At 43.9% G+C, this 16,289-nt stretch carries 15 protein-coding genes and 2 pseudogenes; 7 read left to right on the top strand and 10 right to left on the bottom strand.

The genetic code is table 11. From position 1 onward, the window contains the following. The 3 genes and pseudogenes from FTT86_RS14715 to rimI form a co-directional block, all read left to right on the top strand. Positions 1 to 215 (top strand): annotated as a pseudogene (locus FTT86_RS14715) (elongation factor Tu); the annotation flags it as partial. A 225-nt stretch (positions 216 to 440) separates the two neighbouring features. Further along, positions 441 to 1,322, top strand: coding sequence for a metal-dependent hydrolase (locus FTT86_RS14710; protein ID WP_180181429.1), 882 nt, complete (start codon positions 441 to 443; stop codon positions 1,320 to 1,322). 105 nt (positions 1,323 to 1,427) lie between these two features. Then, positions 1,428 to 1,886, top strand: coding sequence for a ribosomal protein S18-alanine N-acetyltransferase (gene rimI / locus FTT86_RS14705; protein ID WP_180181428.1), 459 nt, complete (start codon positions 1,428 to 1,430; stop codon positions 1,884 to 1,886). 12 nt (positions 1,887 to 1,898) lie between these two features. Here rimI and FTT86_RS14700 read toward each other — a convergent pair whose 3' ends face one another. The 3 genes from FTT86_RS14700 to trxB form a co-directional block, all read right to left on the bottom strand. Continuing rightward, positions 1,899 to 2,714: an arginyltransferase gene (locus FTT86_RS14700; protein ID WP_180181427.1), complete on the bottom strand. Its 816-nt coding sequence runs from the start codon at positions 2,712 to 2,714 to the stop codon at positions 1,899 to 1,901. A 21-nt stretch (positions 2,715 to 2,735) separates the two neighbouring features. Continuing rightward, positions 2,736 to 3,467, bottom strand: coding sequence for a leucyl/phenylalanyl-tRNA--protein transferase (gene aat / locus FTT86_RS14695; protein ID WP_180181426.1), 732 nt, complete (start codon positions 3,465 to 3,467; stop codon positions 2,736 to 2,738). Positions 3,468 to 3,559: 92 nt separating this feature from the next. Next, positions 3,560 to 4,522 (bottom strand): thioredoxin-disulfide reductase, encoded by a 963-nt coding sequence (trxB, locus tag FTT86_RS14690; protein WP_164543259.1) that lies wholly within the window; start codon positions 4,520 to 4,522, stop codon positions 3,560 to 3,562. 249 nt (positions 4,523 to 4,771) lie between these two features. Between trxB and FTT86_RS14685 the strand changes: the two genes are divergently transcribed. Further along, positions 4,772 to 7,831: a DNA translocase FtsK gene (locus tag FTT86_RS14685; RefSeq protein WP_180181425.1), complete on the top strand. Its 3,060-nt coding sequence runs from the start codon at positions 4,772 to 4,774 to the stop codon at positions 7,829 to 7,831. Positions 7,832 to 7,893: 62 nt separating this feature from the next. Here the strand turns inward: FTT86_RS14685 and FTT86_RS14680 are convergent, their stop codons facing one another. The 6 genes from FTT86_RS14680 to FTT86_RS14655 form a co-directional block, all read right to left on the bottom strand. Next, complete coding sequence (locus FTT86_RS14680; RefSeq protein ID WP_004279254.1) at positions 7,894 to 8,181, bottom strand: PA4642 family protein; 288 nt, start codon at positions 8,179 to 8,181, stop codon at positions 7,894 to 7,896. 196 nt (positions 8,182 to 8,377) lie between these two features. Next, a complete protein-coding gene (gene minE / locus FTT86_RS14675) occupies positions 8,378 to 8,650 on the bottom strand; it encodes a cell division topological specificity factor MinE (protein ID WP_004279256.1) in 273 nt (90 codons plus the stop codon). A gap of 2 nt (positions 8,651 to 8,652) precedes the next feature. After that, positions 8,653 to 9,465: a septum site-determining protein MinD gene (gene minD / locus FTT86_RS14670; protein ID WP_004646120.1), complete on the bottom strand. Its 813-nt coding sequence runs from the start codon at positions 9,463 to 9,465 to the stop codon at positions 8,653 to 8,655. Positions 9,466 to 9,531: 66 nt separating this feature from the next. Then, positions 9,532 to 10,245: a septum site-determining protein MinC gene (minC, locus tag FTT86_RS14665; protein WP_114541550.1), complete on the bottom strand. Its 714-nt coding sequence runs from the start codon at positions 10,243 to 10,245 to the stop codon at positions 9,532 to 9,534. Positions 10,246 to 10,404: 159 nt separating this feature from the next. Then, positions 10,405 to 11,469 (bottom strand): preprotein translocase subunit SecA, encoded by a 1,065-nt coding sequence (locus FTT86_RS14660; protein WP_180181424.1) that lies wholly within the window; start codon positions 11,467 to 11,469, stop codon positions 10,405 to 10,407. 2 nt (positions 11,470 to 11,471) lie between these two features. Next, complete coding sequence (locus FTT86_RS14655) at positions 11,472 to 12,413, bottom strand: acyltransferase (protein ID WP_164543262.1); 942 nt, start codon at positions 12,411 to 12,413, stop codon at positions 11,472 to 11,474. A gap of 252 nt (positions 12,414 to 12,665) precedes the next feature. Here FTT86_RS14655 and FTT86_RS14650 point away from each other — a divergent pair, with 252 nt between their 5' ends. The 3 genes from FTT86_RS14650 (at position 12,666) to dut (ending at position 15,996) form a co-directional block, all read left to right on the top strand. After that, on the top strand, positions 12,666 to 13,319 hold the full coding sequence (locus tag FTT86_RS14650; RefSeq protein ID WP_004646124.1) for an OmpA family protein: 654 nt from the start codon (positions 12,666 to 12,668) through the stop codon (positions 13,317 to 13,319). Positions 13,320 to 13,456: 137 nt separating this feature from the next. Next, positions 13,457 to 15,496 (top strand): UvrD-helicase domain-containing protein, encoded by a 2,040-nt coding sequence (locus FTT86_RS14645; protein WP_004730583.1) that lies wholly within the window; start codon positions 13,457 to 13,459, stop codon positions 15,494 to 15,496. 47 nt (positions 15,497 to 15,543) lie between these two features. Further along, positions 15,544 to 15,996 (top strand): dUTP diphosphatase, encoded by a 453-nt coding sequence (gene dut, locus FTT86_RS14640; protein WP_004646127.1) that lies wholly within the window; start codon positions 15,544 to 15,546, stop codon positions 15,994 to 15,996. Between the two features lie 201 nt (positions 15,997 to 16,197). On the opposite strand, the pseudogene FTT86_RS14635 reads toward dut, so the two are convergent. Further along, positions 16,198 to 16,289 (bottom strand): annotated as a pseudogene (locus FTT86_RS14635) (IS5/IS1182 family transposase); the annotation flags it as partial.

The following is a 16,289-nucleotide window of genomic DNA, read 5'->3' as shown; positions in this document are numbered from 1 at the left end:
TTAACGGTTACCGTCCACAGTTCTACTTCCGTACTACGGACGTAACTGGTGCGATCGCGCTTAAAGAAGGCGTGGAAATGGTTATGCCTGGTGACAACGTTGAGATGTCAGTAGAGCTAATCCACCCAATCGCAATGGACCCAGGTCTACGTTTTGCGATCCGTGAAGGCGGTCGTACAGTGGGTGCTGGTGTAGTTGCTAAAGTAACTGCATAATCGCTGATTGTGTAAGAAAAGCGCCTCTTTGAGGCGCTTTTTTTTGATTCAAACTTTTTATAAAACTAAAAATAGATTGTCGGACAATGATTTTAAAAGCTGTCCTTATCTGATATTGGCTTGACCTAAACTGCACTTATGTAAAAAAAAATTACCACGTAATATACAGATAAGAATATGAATATTACATTTTCGGGTCTGGATTGGCCTGATGGGAGTGGTCACATGAATGCGAAAGTAAATATTACAAATCGTGCGGGTGCAAGTTTTCCAGTTCGTCGTATGAACTTTGATTTTGATGCTGTACCGGAATATTGGATGAATGGTTCAGCAGGTCTCACTCATTTTATGACGGCATTATCTGCGCTATTTCCAGCGGGAGAAAAGTTTTTTATAGATTCAGTCCGTGCGGTGCGTAAACATCCTGCAATTGCCAATAATGAAGCATTACAAAAAGAAATTTCCGCTTTTATTGGTCAGGAAGCGATGCATACTCACGGGCATATCGGTTTTAATGCTTCTGCGCAAAAACATGGATATGATGTCGAGACGCTTGATCGTTATACCGATAAAGTCATTCAAACGACACGTAAAGTCATGGCTAAACTGGGTAAGCCTGTGGGAATTACCCAAGAAATGGTAGATTTGACTGCAACCACGGCACTTGAGCATTTCACTGCAACCATTGCCTCACAGCTTTTGACCAATAGCCACATTCAGGAATTGATGACAGATGAAACCATGAAAACCATGTGGTTATGGCATGCCATCGAGGAAAATGAACATAAGGCAGTGGCTTATGATGTCTTTGAAGGAGTTTTTGGCAAAGGCCTAAAAGCCTATGCACTGCGTACTTCATCCTTGGTCATCGCAATGGCCACCTTATTTGTGGTGCAAAGCTATTTCCTTGCACGATTGCTCAAACAGGATCAGCAGTTTAATCTTGAGTCCTTAAAAGCCATTTATACCTATGCCTATAGTCCTTCTAAAGGTGTCATTGCGGGTATGGCGAAAGAAATGCTGATGTATTTTAAACCGGGATTCCATCCGAATGATCATCATACAGATCAACTGTTGGCGACCTGGAAAGCCAAATTGGGTTTGTGACAGAACTGAAGATTGGAGAGCGACTTAAATCGCTCTTTTTTTTGCTCGATTTTTTGCATGAACTTTCTATAATGCGGAGGTTGATTCTATATAAGATGAACGAAGATGATTCGTTTAATGCAAGCAGCGGATGTAGAAGTCGTTGCAAATATTGAAAAATCAGTTCAATCACATCCCTGGACTTTAAAACAGTTCGAAGATGCTGTAACGGCTTATCAAAGTACCGTGATTGAAGTGCAAGGGCAGGTGGCCGGATTTTGTATTTTACAGCCGGTGCTGGATGAAGCCAATTTATTACTGATGGCAATTGATCCGGCACAGCAAGGCCAAGGCTTGGGCTATCAATTGCTGGAGGCTTCAGTAGCCATGCTCAAAAATAATCCGGTGCAGATTTTCCTGGAAGTGCGCGAGAGTAATCAGGCTGCGATCAAGCTTTATGAAAAATCAGGCTTTCATCAGATTGATCTGCGCAAGAATTATTATCCTAACAGTAACGGAAGCCGTGAACATGCCATCATTATGGTGAAAGCATGCACGGATGATTTTGCCAGTCTGTTTAAATAGAGATTGACGACTTTATTTAATAATTTGGTGATTCCATCCGCTAGGTAAGGTCGTCATTAATGAGTTTCCCAAGTGCTGAATCTCTGTGGCACTCAGGGCGTGATTTAGGCGTCGCCACTGTCCATCGATCAAGAGTTCCAGTGGCAGATACTGAGATTTGTAATTCATCTTGTTGGAATGTGGCACCCAATATCCCAGATAGATAAATTGTAAGCCCAGCTTTTGTGCATGTTCAATCTGTTTCAAGATTGCAAAAGCACCAAGTGAGCGGCGATTTTCATCTGGGTCAAAGAAGGTATAGACGGCAGAGATGCCATCATCCAGCAGGTCACAGGTGGAAACGCTGATTAGACGCTCACCTTGCCATAATTCTAGAAAGAAGCTGTCGGCACAGCTTTGTAATAAAAATTTTTCGAACTGATCCCGAGTGGGTGGGAACATGTCGCCATCTGAGTGGCGTTCATTGATATAGCGTTCATACAGCGCATAATGTAGATCACCGGCGTGCTCTGGACTGGTAATTTTCATCACCAGATCCTGATTCCGTTTCCAGGCTTTTTTTTGTGAACTGTTCATGCGGAATTCAGCAACGGGTACACGCGAAGACAGACATTGACGACACAGATGACATTCGGGCCGATAGACGAAATCACCACTGCGGCGGAAACCGGTACGTGAGAGTTCTGATAAAGTTACTACATCAATTCGATGTGCAGGATCCAGAAAAACCATGCGCGCCGACTTGTTGGGCAAATAGCTACAATCATGCGGCGGCGTAATATAATACTGTAAATCGTTCAGTAGGGCCTTTGGCTGATAAGAGTTCATAACAACTACCCTCTGTTATTTTCATTCACTTAAGCGCGCGTTTTGCGCTATTGTTTTACTTGAAAATACACCTTCCTGATACTTTTTCCAATCAATCGCAGGCTTTTTTACAATATCTTGTAAAGAATTAAGATAAGCTTGGCGAGAAAGTGTGCAGGCACCCAGACTTAACAGGTGATCATTCACCAGTTGGCAGTCGATCCAGGGTAGTTTATTTTCCTGTCCAATCAGCATTAAAGTATAGAAAGCCATTTTAGAAACATCGGTTTGCGTACTAAACATGGATTCACCAAAACAGCCTTGACCGATGGTCACACCATAAAGTCCACCCACGACGCGATCTTCATCCCAGACTTCAATGCTATAGCTATATCCTGCGTCAAACATGTCGCAATAGCCTGCGATAATATCTTCACTGATCCAGGTGTCGTCTGCATAAGCACGAGGTAGGGAGCAGGAACGAATCACTCTTTCAAAAGCATGATTGACCGTAATTTTATAGTCCTGCTTTTTCATATTACGTAGCAGGGATTTGCTCGGATGATAATCTTCGGGGCGAATAATGCAGCGTGGTTCCGGACTCCACCAGCAAATCGGATCACTTTCTGAAAACCAGGGAAATAATCCATGCGTATAGGCTTCATAAAGTGTGGAAGGGGAGAGGTCTGCACCAATACAAATCAGGCCTTCACCTTCAGGATCAACCTCGACCGGATTGGGAAAAATGAATTCTGAGGGAGGAAGTAAAGACATGGCAGACCCGATATAAATCTATAGATAAATCATCATCTCATTCTAGCAATAAAAAAGCCGCCCATAATGGACGGCGTTTTTATTCTTGCTGCTTAGTCTAGTTTACCCATCGCATCAAGATATTTTTCCGCATCCAGTGCAGCCATACAGCCTGACCCCGCAGAAGTAATCGCCTGACGATAAATGCTGTCTGCAATATCACCGGCTGCGAATACACCCGGTACCGACGTTTGTGTTGCATTACCTGCAGTACCGCTTTGCACCTGGATATAGCCGTCACGAAGTTCTAACTGGCCTTCGAACATGGTGCTATTTGGCTTGTGACCAATCGCCACAAACATACCCGTCACATCAATGTTTTGAGTAGAGTCATCTTGCGTTGATTTAATACGAACTGAGGTCACACCAGATTGTGCATCACCGAGTACTTCATCGACCTGATGGTTCCAGATAATGCTGATCTTGCCTTCTTTTTCTTTGGTAAATAAATGATCTTGCAAGATTTTTTCGGAACGTAAGGAATCACGACGGTGAACCAGAGTCACGTGAGAAGCAATGTTAGATAAATACAACGCTTCTTCAACAGCAGTATTACCACCACCTACGACCATTACTTTCTGGTTTTTATAGAAGAAACCATCACAGGTTGCGCAAGCACTGACACCTTGACCCATATAGGCTGCTTCAGATTCCAGACCGAGGTATTGGGCAGTTGCACCGGTACAGATAATCAGGGCATCACAGGTGAATTCTTCCATATCGCCTTTTAACACGAACGGGCGCTGGCTAAGATCCACTTCATTGATATGGTCATACACGATTTCAGTGCCAAAACGCTCTGCATGTGCCTGCATACGTTCCATCAATGCGGGACCAGTCAAACCTTCGGGATCACCCGGCCAGTTATCGACGTCAGTCGTCGTGGTCAGCTGACCGCCCAGTTGCAAGCCTGCAATCAGGGTAGGTTTCAAGTTTGCACGCGCTGCATATACTGCTGCGCTATAGCCTGCAGGGCCAGAACCTAAAATAATCAGTCGTGAGTGACGTGCGCTCATCAGCTGTATCCTTTTTTATTTAGAAATTTATTGAATTATACGTGAAACTGTATAACAGTGGTGTGAGATTAAAGTCGATATTATTGATCATTGAAATCGATTTGGGCTATATAGCATAAGTAACATTGTGCTTGCACAATAGTGCATCTTTTTTCACAGAACAGGTGCATAATATACATTTTATTGCGTCGCTTTTTTCAAGCATTGAAGCAAAAGAATATTCATGAAGAATTGGTTACAGGACAGTATATGACAGCGGTGTCGAGTGCCTATGCACAGCGCTTAGTAATGACATTATTTTTAGTCTCATTTGGGATTTATCTGTTTCTTGCAACAGTGACCTATACGCCATTTGATCCGGGGTGGATGCATATCTCCAGTGATACGCAGACCGTTTCGAATGCCAGTGGGGTAGCGGGTGCCTGGATTGCAGACCTTTTGTTTGGCTTCCTTGGTTGGGCAAGTCTGCTGATTCCTGTCTATCTGTTTATGGAAGCAATTCAGGTCTGGTGGCCGCGCAGCTTCCTGAACCGGCCATTTCGCTATGCTGCGCAATTCTTCCTGTTACTGACCACCTCAGCGCTATTGTTTTTATTCTGGCAAGTTCCTGCTGATACGCTGGATAATTCTTCCGGCGGTATTATTGGCTATGAATTAGGTCAGAGTCTGGAACAACTGCTGACAGTCTATGGTGCAGCATTCTTCTTGTTTGTGCTTTGGGTGGTGTTATTTACCTTGGCTTTTGGGGTGAAGTGGAACAAGACCTGGAGCAGCCTCAAAGCAACGCCTGCTTATCTACAAGACCTGTTCTACCGTAATGTGCCTGAAGGCATGTCTGATTTTGATCGGACTGCACCTGTCGCCAAAAAAGAGCCAGTCATTAGTGCAAAAAAAGTAGCGGTTGCAGTAACACCTGCGCCTGAGCATCAACTGGTAGAAATAGATCCGGTGGTACGTGATCAGGTGGCTGAACGCTTATTTGATGATTTTGCCGATAAAGAATCACAACAACCGCAGTTTTTTGATGATATTTCTGAAGCTGAGCAGCAGGCTGCTGAGCCAGTCGAGACATTTAAGCAAGTACAGCAAGTGCCTCAACAGCCGGATCGTGTGGTAGCCACAGGCGAGGTATGGCGTGCCTTACATTCAAATGAAGATCAGCGGCATAAACAGGATATTGATGCCTTACTCAAAGCAGCCGAAGAAGAACAGCTTGATTCTCCAGTCTCACATATAGCTGCTCCACAATCTGTTGCAGCACAGACTCATGCTCATACCAGAACCGCATCGACTTCACATACAGGCCTGGACTGGGATGATGATGAAATCTTTGATGAACTTCTGGCTGCAGTTCCGCAAGGTAAAACTGCGACCGATGTGCATAGTCCATTCAATACAGCGTCAGCCGAAAAGACAGTAAGAATTGTGGAAGACATGACCAATGTTGCACCTGTCATGGCATCTATGGCGACTGCACATGTCGTGAAAAATAGCGCATTACAGGCCGATCTGGATGACCTGGGTGATTTGCTGATTGAAGAAGATGAGCCAAGCCCACCAGTACGTGCATCAAGCTATGCCCAATCTTCTGCATTTGTACAGGCACCAATTCAGCATCAGGGTATAGAGCAACCAGTATCTCCTCCTTCTGCAACTCATGCAGCAGTACGCGAGGCTTTATCTAAAGAAGAATTTGTAGAAGCCTGGCAAGAAACGGCTGGCAAGCCACAGGATGAAGACGAGTTTGATTTTGATGCACCTTTAACTGATGCTTCAGGCCGTCCGATGTCACGTGCCATGCAGGTGGCAGAGCGCCGTAAAGATTTATCGCCGCTTCCAGGGCTAGATTTACTGGATGAAGTTGATCCAAATAAAAAAGTGAATTTTACCGAAGAGCAGCTGGCACGTTTATCTGAATTGCTTGAAATCAAGTTGCAAGAATTCAACGTCAAAGCCAAGGTGGTAGAAGCACAGCCAGGCCCAGTCGTGACACGTTTTGAACTGGATCTGGCACCAGGGGTAAAAGCTTCTAAAGTGACCAATATTTCCCGAGATCTGGCACGTTCGATGTCGATGGCATCGGTACGTGTGGTTGAAGTCATTCCGGGCAAGCCGTATATCGGAATTGAAGTACCAAACAGTACCCGTGAAATGGTCCGTTTGATCGAACTTTTGACCATTCCAGCCTTCACTGATCCGAATAGCATCCTCTCCATGGCAATGGGTAAGGATATTTCCGGTAATCCGGTGATTGCTGATCTGGGTAAAGCACCGCATATGCTGGTGGCAGGGACCACGGGTTCAGGTAAATCGGTGGCGGTGAACTCGATGATTTTATCGATGTTGCTGAAATATACCCCAGATGAATTGCGTTTAATTCTGATCGATCCGAAGCAGCTGGAACTGGCGAACTATAATGATATTCCGCATTTGTTGACGCCTGTAGTCACCGATATGAAAGATGCGGTCAGCGCATTGAACTGGTGTGTCAATGAGATGGAACGTCGTTATAAGCTGATGTCTTTCTTGAAAATCCGTAAACTAAGCGACTATAACCGCAAGGTGGAAGAGGCGATTGCCAATGGTGAAGACCTGATCGATCCAACCTGGAAAGCCAGCGATTCTGTTGTGGGTGAACGTGCGCCGCGTTTGACGCCATTGCCTTCCATTGTGATTGTCGCGGATGAGTTCGCGGATATGATCATGCAGGTCGGTAAGAAAGCTGAAGAGATGATTACCCGTCTGGCACAAAAATCACGTGCTGCCGGTATTCACCTGTTGCTTGCGACCCAACGTCCATCGGTGGACGTGATCACCGGTTTGATCAAAGCCAATATTCCAACACGTGTCGCGCTACGGGTTAACTCCAAGATCGACTCGCGTACTATTCTGGATGCGGGTGGTGCAGAGGACTTGCTCGGTCACGGTGACATGCTATTCCTCGGCCCGGGTAAAATCGAACCTGAGCGTGTACATGGTGCCTTTATTGCCGATGACGAAGTCAACCGGATCTGCGATGCATGGCGTGAACGTGGTTCACCAAATTATGTCGACGAGATCCTGACACCGTTTGATGAAGAGCCATCGGGTCGCGGTTTTGAAGATGGTGGCGACGGTGGATCAGATCGCGATGCGTTATATGACCAGTGTGTGGCATTTGTACTAGAAACCCGTAAGGCTTCCACTTCATCCTTACAGCGTAAATTCAGTCTGGGCTACAACCGTGCTGCGCGGATCATTGACCAGATGGAAGAAAATGGCATTGTCAGCGGCATGGGGGCCAACGGCAAACGCGAGATTCTGGTTTAGTTTCAGTGTATCTTCAATAAAAAAGCCTGCTTTCAAAGCAGGCTTTTTTATGTATTTTTGACTCAGGCAAACTTCGCTAATACATCCAGAAACTCGGCACTTTGACGCGGGAAAGTGGCAATCACGTCATGAATCCGCTGTCCTTCCGGATTGGTTGCATTGACATCACGGCCATCAGCGACAAATTTCGTCAACAGGCGTTCATAATCGAATGGACGCATATGCTTGAAAGCATGATACAGCACGTGAAAATCAGCATTAACACCTGCAGGAGGAAGCTGATTTAAATAGGCAAATACACGCTCATCTGACCATTCTTCGTTAAAGGTCGCTGGTTGAGATAATGCCATCGCAATTTCCTTGATCTAATGTAGTTTTTTCGGCATGAAAAAAGGCAAAATATGAGACTAGATTAGCAAAGCACTGCTTTGCCTAGTCGCAAGACTTGAAGCTATGCTTCAAGTGGGCGGAATATAGCTAAACTACTATTTCTACCACTCTCATATTTTGCCTTGAATCAATTTACTTGACCAATCAAAAATCAGATTATCGTTCTTCAGGTAAATTGATATTCATTTCAAGCATTTCAATATTGGCTTCAGAACGAACCTGCATTTGAATATGCTGTTCATCGACACCGCGAACATAACGATTGACCACCTGCATGATTTCAGTTTTCATCTGGTCAATTTTGTCCTGGCTCAAGCGACGACCCAAGCCTTGTTCGGATGCAACGATCACCTTCAAACGGTCTTTAGCAGTCCGTGCGCTTGATGGTTTATCCTCGCCACTAAAAAGTTTACTCCAGAATCCTGCCATGTCTACGCTCCAAATAGTCGTGCTAACCAGCCCTTAGGTTTTACCTCAATATGACGGTAAGGACGCTCTTCACCAAGGAAACGCGCCACCAGGTCATCATAAGCCTGACCCGCTGAAGCCTCAGTGAAAAGAATCACTGGCTTACCTTCATTTGATGCTTGTAAAACGCTTGGACACTCAGGAATAACACCTAGGGTCGGTACACGTAAAATATCCTTAGAAATATCATCAATCGTCAGCATTTCCTGTTTATCGGCACGTTCCGGATTGAAACGGGTAATACACAGATGCTTACGAATGCGACCTTCGTTTTGTTCTACTTTTTTTGTTTTGCTATCGAGCATACCAATGATACGGTCAGAGTCACGGACTGAAGAAATTTCAGGGTTGGTCACAATGATCGCTTCATCCGCATGGTACATGGCCAGAATGGCACCACGCTCAATACCGGCAGGCGAATCACAGATAATATAATCAAATTCCTGCGAAAGCTCATCCATTACACGAGCAACACCTTCATCGGTTAAGGCATCTTTATCACGTGTTTGTGATGCAGGTAAAATATATAAATTTTCAATATCTTTATCGCGAATCAGTGCTTGTTGTAATCGTGCTTCGTTATTTAAAACATTCACAAAATCATAAACTACACGGCGTTCACAGCCCATAATCAAATCAAGGTTACGTAAACCTACATCAAAATCAATAACAACAGTTTTGTGACCGCGTAGGGCTAAACCTGTTGCAAAAGATGCACTCGTTGTAGTTTTACCTACACCACCTTTGCCTGACGTTACGACAACAATTTTCGCCACCGAATCCACTCCTGTTATGGTTCAAATACCCTGTTTAAAATGGGGTTTTTGGTGTTTATTTATACATTAAAATTGTAGAGCTTCAAATACAAGCTCTAGTTGATCATTCAAGTAAATATGCACAGATTTTTTAACTACATGCGGTGGAATATCATCCGCCACACAATAGGTTCCTGCAATTGAAATCAGTTCTGCTTCGAGACTATGACAGAAAATGCGTGCTGCAGTATTGCCACCCGCACCCGCAATGACCCGACCACGTGCGCTGCCATAAACATGAATATTGCCTGAAGCAATCACTTCTGAGCCACTGTTGATACCGGCATTAATAATAATGTCGCCATTATGCTGCACGATACATTGGCCGGTACGCAGGATTTCATCATGATATGAGGTGATATGCGCGACGATCGGAGCAGCAGGTGCTTGATTATCATTCACCGCTGTAGGTTCTGGTTTAACTTCCACGACCTGTTCTTTGGTGGCTTTAATTTCTTCTAACTGGCGATCAGGTGGCAGTACCGGGAACTGAATGGCGCGCGCCTGATCTCCAAGTAAACCCTCAGTAACAGCCATAGGCTGTACATCCAGACTGATTAATAGTTGAATTAGCGCAATGAGTTCCTGTTCAACTGAACTTTCAATGACTGCCAAAGTGCCGGGTGGAAATGCTGCTTGTAGTTTTGGGCTAAGTTGCTGGCGGATTGCATCATGATCATTGGTATCTAGGCTAATGCGTATCGCATTGACCATTCTGCCTTTTATCCGTATATCAGCCATAATTCTTCCTTAAATACTTCTGACGTGCTGGTTTTGTGTCGAAGCAATGTTGTAAATAGTGCAAATCCTAGAACAAATTGCAGTAATTCTCTAGCGATCTCAGTTATTTTTTTATGCGAACAGAACCGGACGGATTGATCTGATTCTGTACTTTAAACTTTACTTATCTATTGAGCTCTGATTTTGCTCATGTTCTTCTAGAATCTGTTGCCACTGTTTGACTTTTACCTGTTTTCGGATCGCTTCAAGTGTTTCAAAAACAGCCGATTCAACCAATTTATCAATATGTGGATTATGTTCAATCTGTATCTGGCTGATTTTATCTGAAATTAGGGTAAAAGTCGGATTTTCTTTTGTACCTGTATGGGTAAACGGCTCAATCAGGCCCTGAGTAATATTTTCGCCCAAGCGTTGACCAATACTTTGAATTTGCTGTTCAATCCGGCTGCCCACAATTGGAATCAGACGCAGCAGCTGAGTAAGTTCTGGAGTATCTTCAATCGCCTGATTGACTACTTGCCCTACATTTTTAGCGATCATGGAACGTTGTGATTGTAATTCCTTACCCAAAGATTCTTGCAAGATATCTGCCAAAGCAATGGCCAGTAATTTACGGTGATGTTCCACCAAATCATCAATTAACTGTTTATGTGATGTGCTTGTGGTCAGTTCACGCTTGATACCATCCAGTACGGTAAGTACCACCCGGCTGGAAAGCTCTTCCATCAGCATGTTGTAATAAAAGTTGCCTTGGCGATACCAACGATTGGGAATTACTTTATAACCATGGCTATGCAGGTTGTAGCCAATCGCAACCGCACGCAGCAGGCGCAGGAAACGTAGCTGAGGGATAATAGATAAAATTTCATACCAGTGCACAAAAGGGAAGAACCACCAGCGTCGATGATGACGCAGGACAATCGCGATGACCCAGCGTGCCAGTAATTCACAGACCAAGAAGGTGGTAAACCAGCCCTCGGTAATGATCACCCAAGGGCGTAAATCACTTTTATAAAACTGCAAGATTTCCGGTAAACGAATGAAGTCAAACAACCACTGCCCAAAATCGCTCATTAAAATGGCGTTAGCACTGAGACAGAACAGATTGATGATGATCAGAACCATCATGAAAATATCGTAAATCAGTGCAATTTTCCAGCCCCAGGTTCCTTTACGAACAAATTTAAATGAGCTGGAGGTAATGTCCGGGTTGTCGTTCTTCATAATTACTCGGTTACAGATCCGACCGGGGCTTGGGCAAAGTTCTGCTGCATTTGTGCGATGAGCTGATCTTTTTCAGTCCAGATTTGATCAATCCATTTTTGAAAACGTGCACGATATTCAGCATCATCTTCATAATTGCCGCCCAGTACCCAGTCTGGAATATCAATTTTTCTTAAATTTACCGCAATACGTGGCACTTCACCTAACCAAAATTCACCATAGCCCGGAATACCGTCAGGATAAACAATGGTCATGTCGACCAGCGCATCAATTTTATCGCCGAGAATACTGAGCGCCGATGCTAGACCACCGGCTTTAGGTTTCAGTAAATGTGTATAGGGAGACTGCTGCTGATCATGCTTTTCCTGGGTAAAGCGCGTGCCTTCCAGATAATTTAACAGGGTAAAAGGCTGACTGATCAGCTGCTCACAGGATTTACGTGCTTCTTCCATATCCCGATATTTCAACGCAGGGTTTTTGGCAATCTGTTCCTTGCTATGCCGTTTCATCATCGGGAAGCCTAAGATTTTAAAAGCCTGACCGACAAAAGGAATAAAAATAAGTTCCCATTTAGTAAAGAAGCGCGTCAGGGGCATACGGGTCAGACCGAAGTACTGATTGACAGTAGTATCGACCCAGCTTTGATGATTACAGGTCATCAAATAACGTCCCTGCATATTCAAATCCAGTGATTCATCTACACTGATTTGCCATTGCGTGTTTTTCAGCACATGCTCAATCAGCCAATTATTGACCCCTAACCAGCTGTTGGTAATCTTGATATTGGTTTCATCCACTTTTGCGGATTTTTTAAAAAGTTTGGTTAAACCCAAGGCCAGCACCGGGGGACCATGAAAAAAAGTACTGCCCGTCATGACGGATGTGACCGTCAGGCCACGCGCCAGTTTTTTTAAAGTCGGTTGCTTGTTGCTATTCGATGACATATCCAAACAGTCCCCAGAGATTAATCACTTAAATTTTTTCATATTTTGAGTAATATAGAGACAGTTAGGCAAATAAAAAAGCCTAAACAGGAAACTATGAAGATATTGTGACGAACTACTTGGTTTTAGTTACATATAAACATTACAAAATATTACTAAACGATTTATTATTAACAAAAATTCAATGGTTAGCCCATTCAATTTAAATCATTATCTCGCTTAACAACAAAGCATACAACAAGGAGTCATGCGATGCGTGCACTAGTCATTTCAGCAGCTGTAGCAGGGGCCGTAGCACTTACAGGTTGTCAATCAACTGGTAATAACATCGGTGGTGTGGAATATGATAAAGCTGCTCTAGGTACTTTAATTGGTGCTGCAGCAGGTTACGGTGTTTCTAAAGGCAATGCGAATACCAGCCGTCAAAATAACCGTGCAGCAGCGATTGGTGCTGTTGTTGGTGGTGCAGCGGGTGTGTATCTTGATAACAAAGAGAAAAAATTACGTCAAGCAACAGCGGGTACGGGCGTAGACGTTAACCGTAATGCAGATGGTTCGATTAACCTTGTGATGCCAGGCAGCATTACATTTGATACCAACAAATCAAATATCAAACCAAACTTCTATGGCACTTTAAACAAAGTGGCGCAAGTATTAACTGAAGATAACAAGAGCGGTATCCTTGTAACTGGTTATACAGACAGCACGGGTAATGACTCAATTAACTTGCCATTGTCTCAAGCACGCGCAAACTCTGTAGCGACTTACTTGGCAGGCCAAGGTGTTTCACGTACACGTATTAATGCTCAAGGTTTAGGTTCAGCGAACCCAATTGCAGACAATACAACTGCCGCAGGTAAAGAGCAAAACCGTCGTGTAGAAATCGCGGTATATGCAGTTCAATAATTCTTGAACGCTTAAGAAAAAACCACCTTCGGGTGGTTTTTTTATATCTGAATATTGATCTGATTAATCGTATTTTAAATTAGGCAACTGACGCAGAGATGACTATAATCGGAGCCGAATCTAGAAGAGGAAGCCATATGTCACTCGCCAGTCAGTTAAATGACAAGCAACTTGAAGCCATGAAATACACTCAAGGACCCTTGTTAGTACTTGCAGGAGCGGGTTCAGGCAAGACTTCAGTGATCACGCGAAAAATCGCGTATTTAGTCAAGCATTGCGGGATTCCCGCACATCGTATTACTGCGATGACTTTTACCAACAAGGCAGCACGTGAGATGAAAGAGCGTGTCAGCAAATTGTTGACGCGTGAAGAAAGTAAAGGCGTTTCAGTTTCGACCTTCCATACTTTTGGCCTGAATATGCTGCGCCTGGAGTTGAAACATACCCCACTGAAAAATAATTTCTCGATTCTGGATGCTGACGACTGTAAACGCATTCTGATGGATCTGATGCAGCGTGACAATTTATCCGGTGCAGAAAGCAAAGAACTGATTGCCAAAGCCATGAAAATGATCTCGGACTGGAAAAATGATCTGATTCCACCCGAGCAGGCACATACTACCTGTGAAACTGCCGAAGATGTGCAGTTTGCGCATTTATATCAATTATATGAACGTAATTTACGCGCTTATAACGCCGTGGATTTTGATGACCTGATTGTGATGCCGACGCGCTTGTTGCAGGAAAATGCCGAAGTCCGTGACAAATGGCAAAACCGGGTACGTTATTTGCTGGTGGATGAATATCAGGATACCAACACAGCACAGTATATTCTGGTGAAATTACTGGTTGGTGTGATGGGACAGTTCACCGCCGTAGGCGATGATGATCAGTCGATTTATGCCTGGCGTGGGGCTAAACCGGAAAATATGGCTTTGTTGCAGCAGGATTTTCCTAATCTGAAAGTGATCAAACTGGAACAGAATTATCGTTCGACCAGTCGTATTCTCAAAGCAGCCAACACCGTGATTGGTAATAATCCGCATATTTTTGATAAAAAACTCTGGTCGGACAAAGGCCATGGTGAAGTGATCCGTGTGATTACCTGCCGCAATGATGATGACGAAGCAGAACGCGTGGTCAAAGACCTGATCACGCATAAATTGATGAACGGTAAAAGCTGGAAAGATTATGCGGTGTTGTACCGCGGCAATTTCCAGGCGCGTATCTTAGAAACCCATCTACGTCAGATGCAGATTCCGTATAAATTATCTGGCGGACAGTCCTTCTTCGCACGTGCCGAAATCAAGGACATGATGAGCTATTTACGCTTGATCATTAACCCTGAAGATGACAGTGCATTTTTACGAATTATCAATACGCCAAAAAGGGCAATTGGTCCGGTAACGCTGGAAAAGCTCGGTCTATTTGCTCAGGAAAATAATCTGTCGCTTCTGGCTGCGGCTGCGGATCAGCGTCTGACCATGGCGATTCCGAAAAAGGCCACGACTCAATTGGCTGAGTTTGCCGATTTTATTGAGGGTTTTACCCGCAATTTACTGGATGATGATGAACCAGTGCCAATTATCCGCCAGATGATGATTGAAGCCGGTTATATCGATTACATCAAGGAAACTGCAGCCACACCAGCGCAGGAAAAGACCAAGCTCGACAATATCGAAGTGCTCTATAGCAGCATTCAAAGCCTGATTAACCGCGCTGAAGATGTTGATGAAAAAAATATTGAAAGTGTGATTCGTAAAATGGTGCTGCTGGACATGCTCGAGCAGCAGCAGGAAGAAGAGGACACCGATAAAGTCAATTTATTGACTTTGCATGCGTCTAAAGGTCTGGAATTTCCTTATGTCTATCTGATCGGGCTGGAAGAAGAAATTCTGCCACATAAAAACTCGATCGCTGCAGAAACGGTCGAAGAGGAACGCCGTCTGATGTATGTGGGGATTACCCGTGCACGTCAGGGACTGACCATTACTCTGGCAGAACAGCGCAAGGCCGGTGGGCAGATGAAGCAAATGACCCCAAGCCGTTTCCTGGATGAATTACCAGAAGATGAGCTGGAATGGTTAGGCCGCAAGAAAAAGCTGGCCGGTAACATCGATCCAAAATTACAAGCCCAACATTATCTTGATAATTTGCGTAATCTTATCAAACGATAAGGTACAAGACTTGCTCTTATTTTAAATGAAACAACAGGAATGAATACATGAAAGTTCAGGTGAAAGTCCTTGACTCGCGTCTTGGTCAGGAATGGCCATTACCGACTTATGCTACGACAGGTTCAGCGGGGCTGGATTTGCGTGCGTGTGTTGCAGAAACCACAATCATTGAACCAGGCCAAACGGTTTTGGTAAAAACTGGTTTAGCAATCTATATTGAAGATCCTGCATTTGCTGGTCTGATCTTGCCACGTTCGGGTTTGGGCCATAAACATGGGATCGTGTTGGGTAACCTGGTAGGTTTAATTGATTCTGATTATCAGGGTGAATTGATGGTATCCGTTTGGAACCGTAGTCAGACGGCATTCAGCTTAGAGCCAGGTGAACGTTTGGCGCAGTATGTGTTGGTTCCTGTGGTACAAGCTGAATTCGATCTGGTGAATGAATTCGAAGCGACTGAACGCGGTGCTGGCGGTTTTGGTCATACGGGTAAAAACTAAGTTTTAATAATGGCTTACATTCATTAACTGGATGTAAGCCATTTTTAGTTGATTAGATTAAATATTAAAAAAAATGAGTTGGTTGAAATATATTTAAAAAATAAAACCTTATTTTTCGGCCAAGTAGAATTATTTAAATCTAAAATTTATATAGTGATCAAATATCTAGGGTCTGTTGACATTTACTGTTCATAATTAACCCTATAAAGGTAGCCATAAAAATATACAGGCTAAAGCAACAGAACTTTGATAATTTCTTTTGAGCTTGTCATATCGAGTAGCTATTCCTCTAC

Source organism: Acinetobacter sp. YH01021, from assembly GCF_013420255.1.
GTDB lineage: Bacteria > Pseudomonadota > Gammaproteobacteria > Pseudomonadales > Moraxellaceae > Acinetobacter.
The sequence above is the reverse complement of the archived record's forward strand: the minus strand, read 5'-3'. Positions and strand labels throughout refer to the sequence as shown.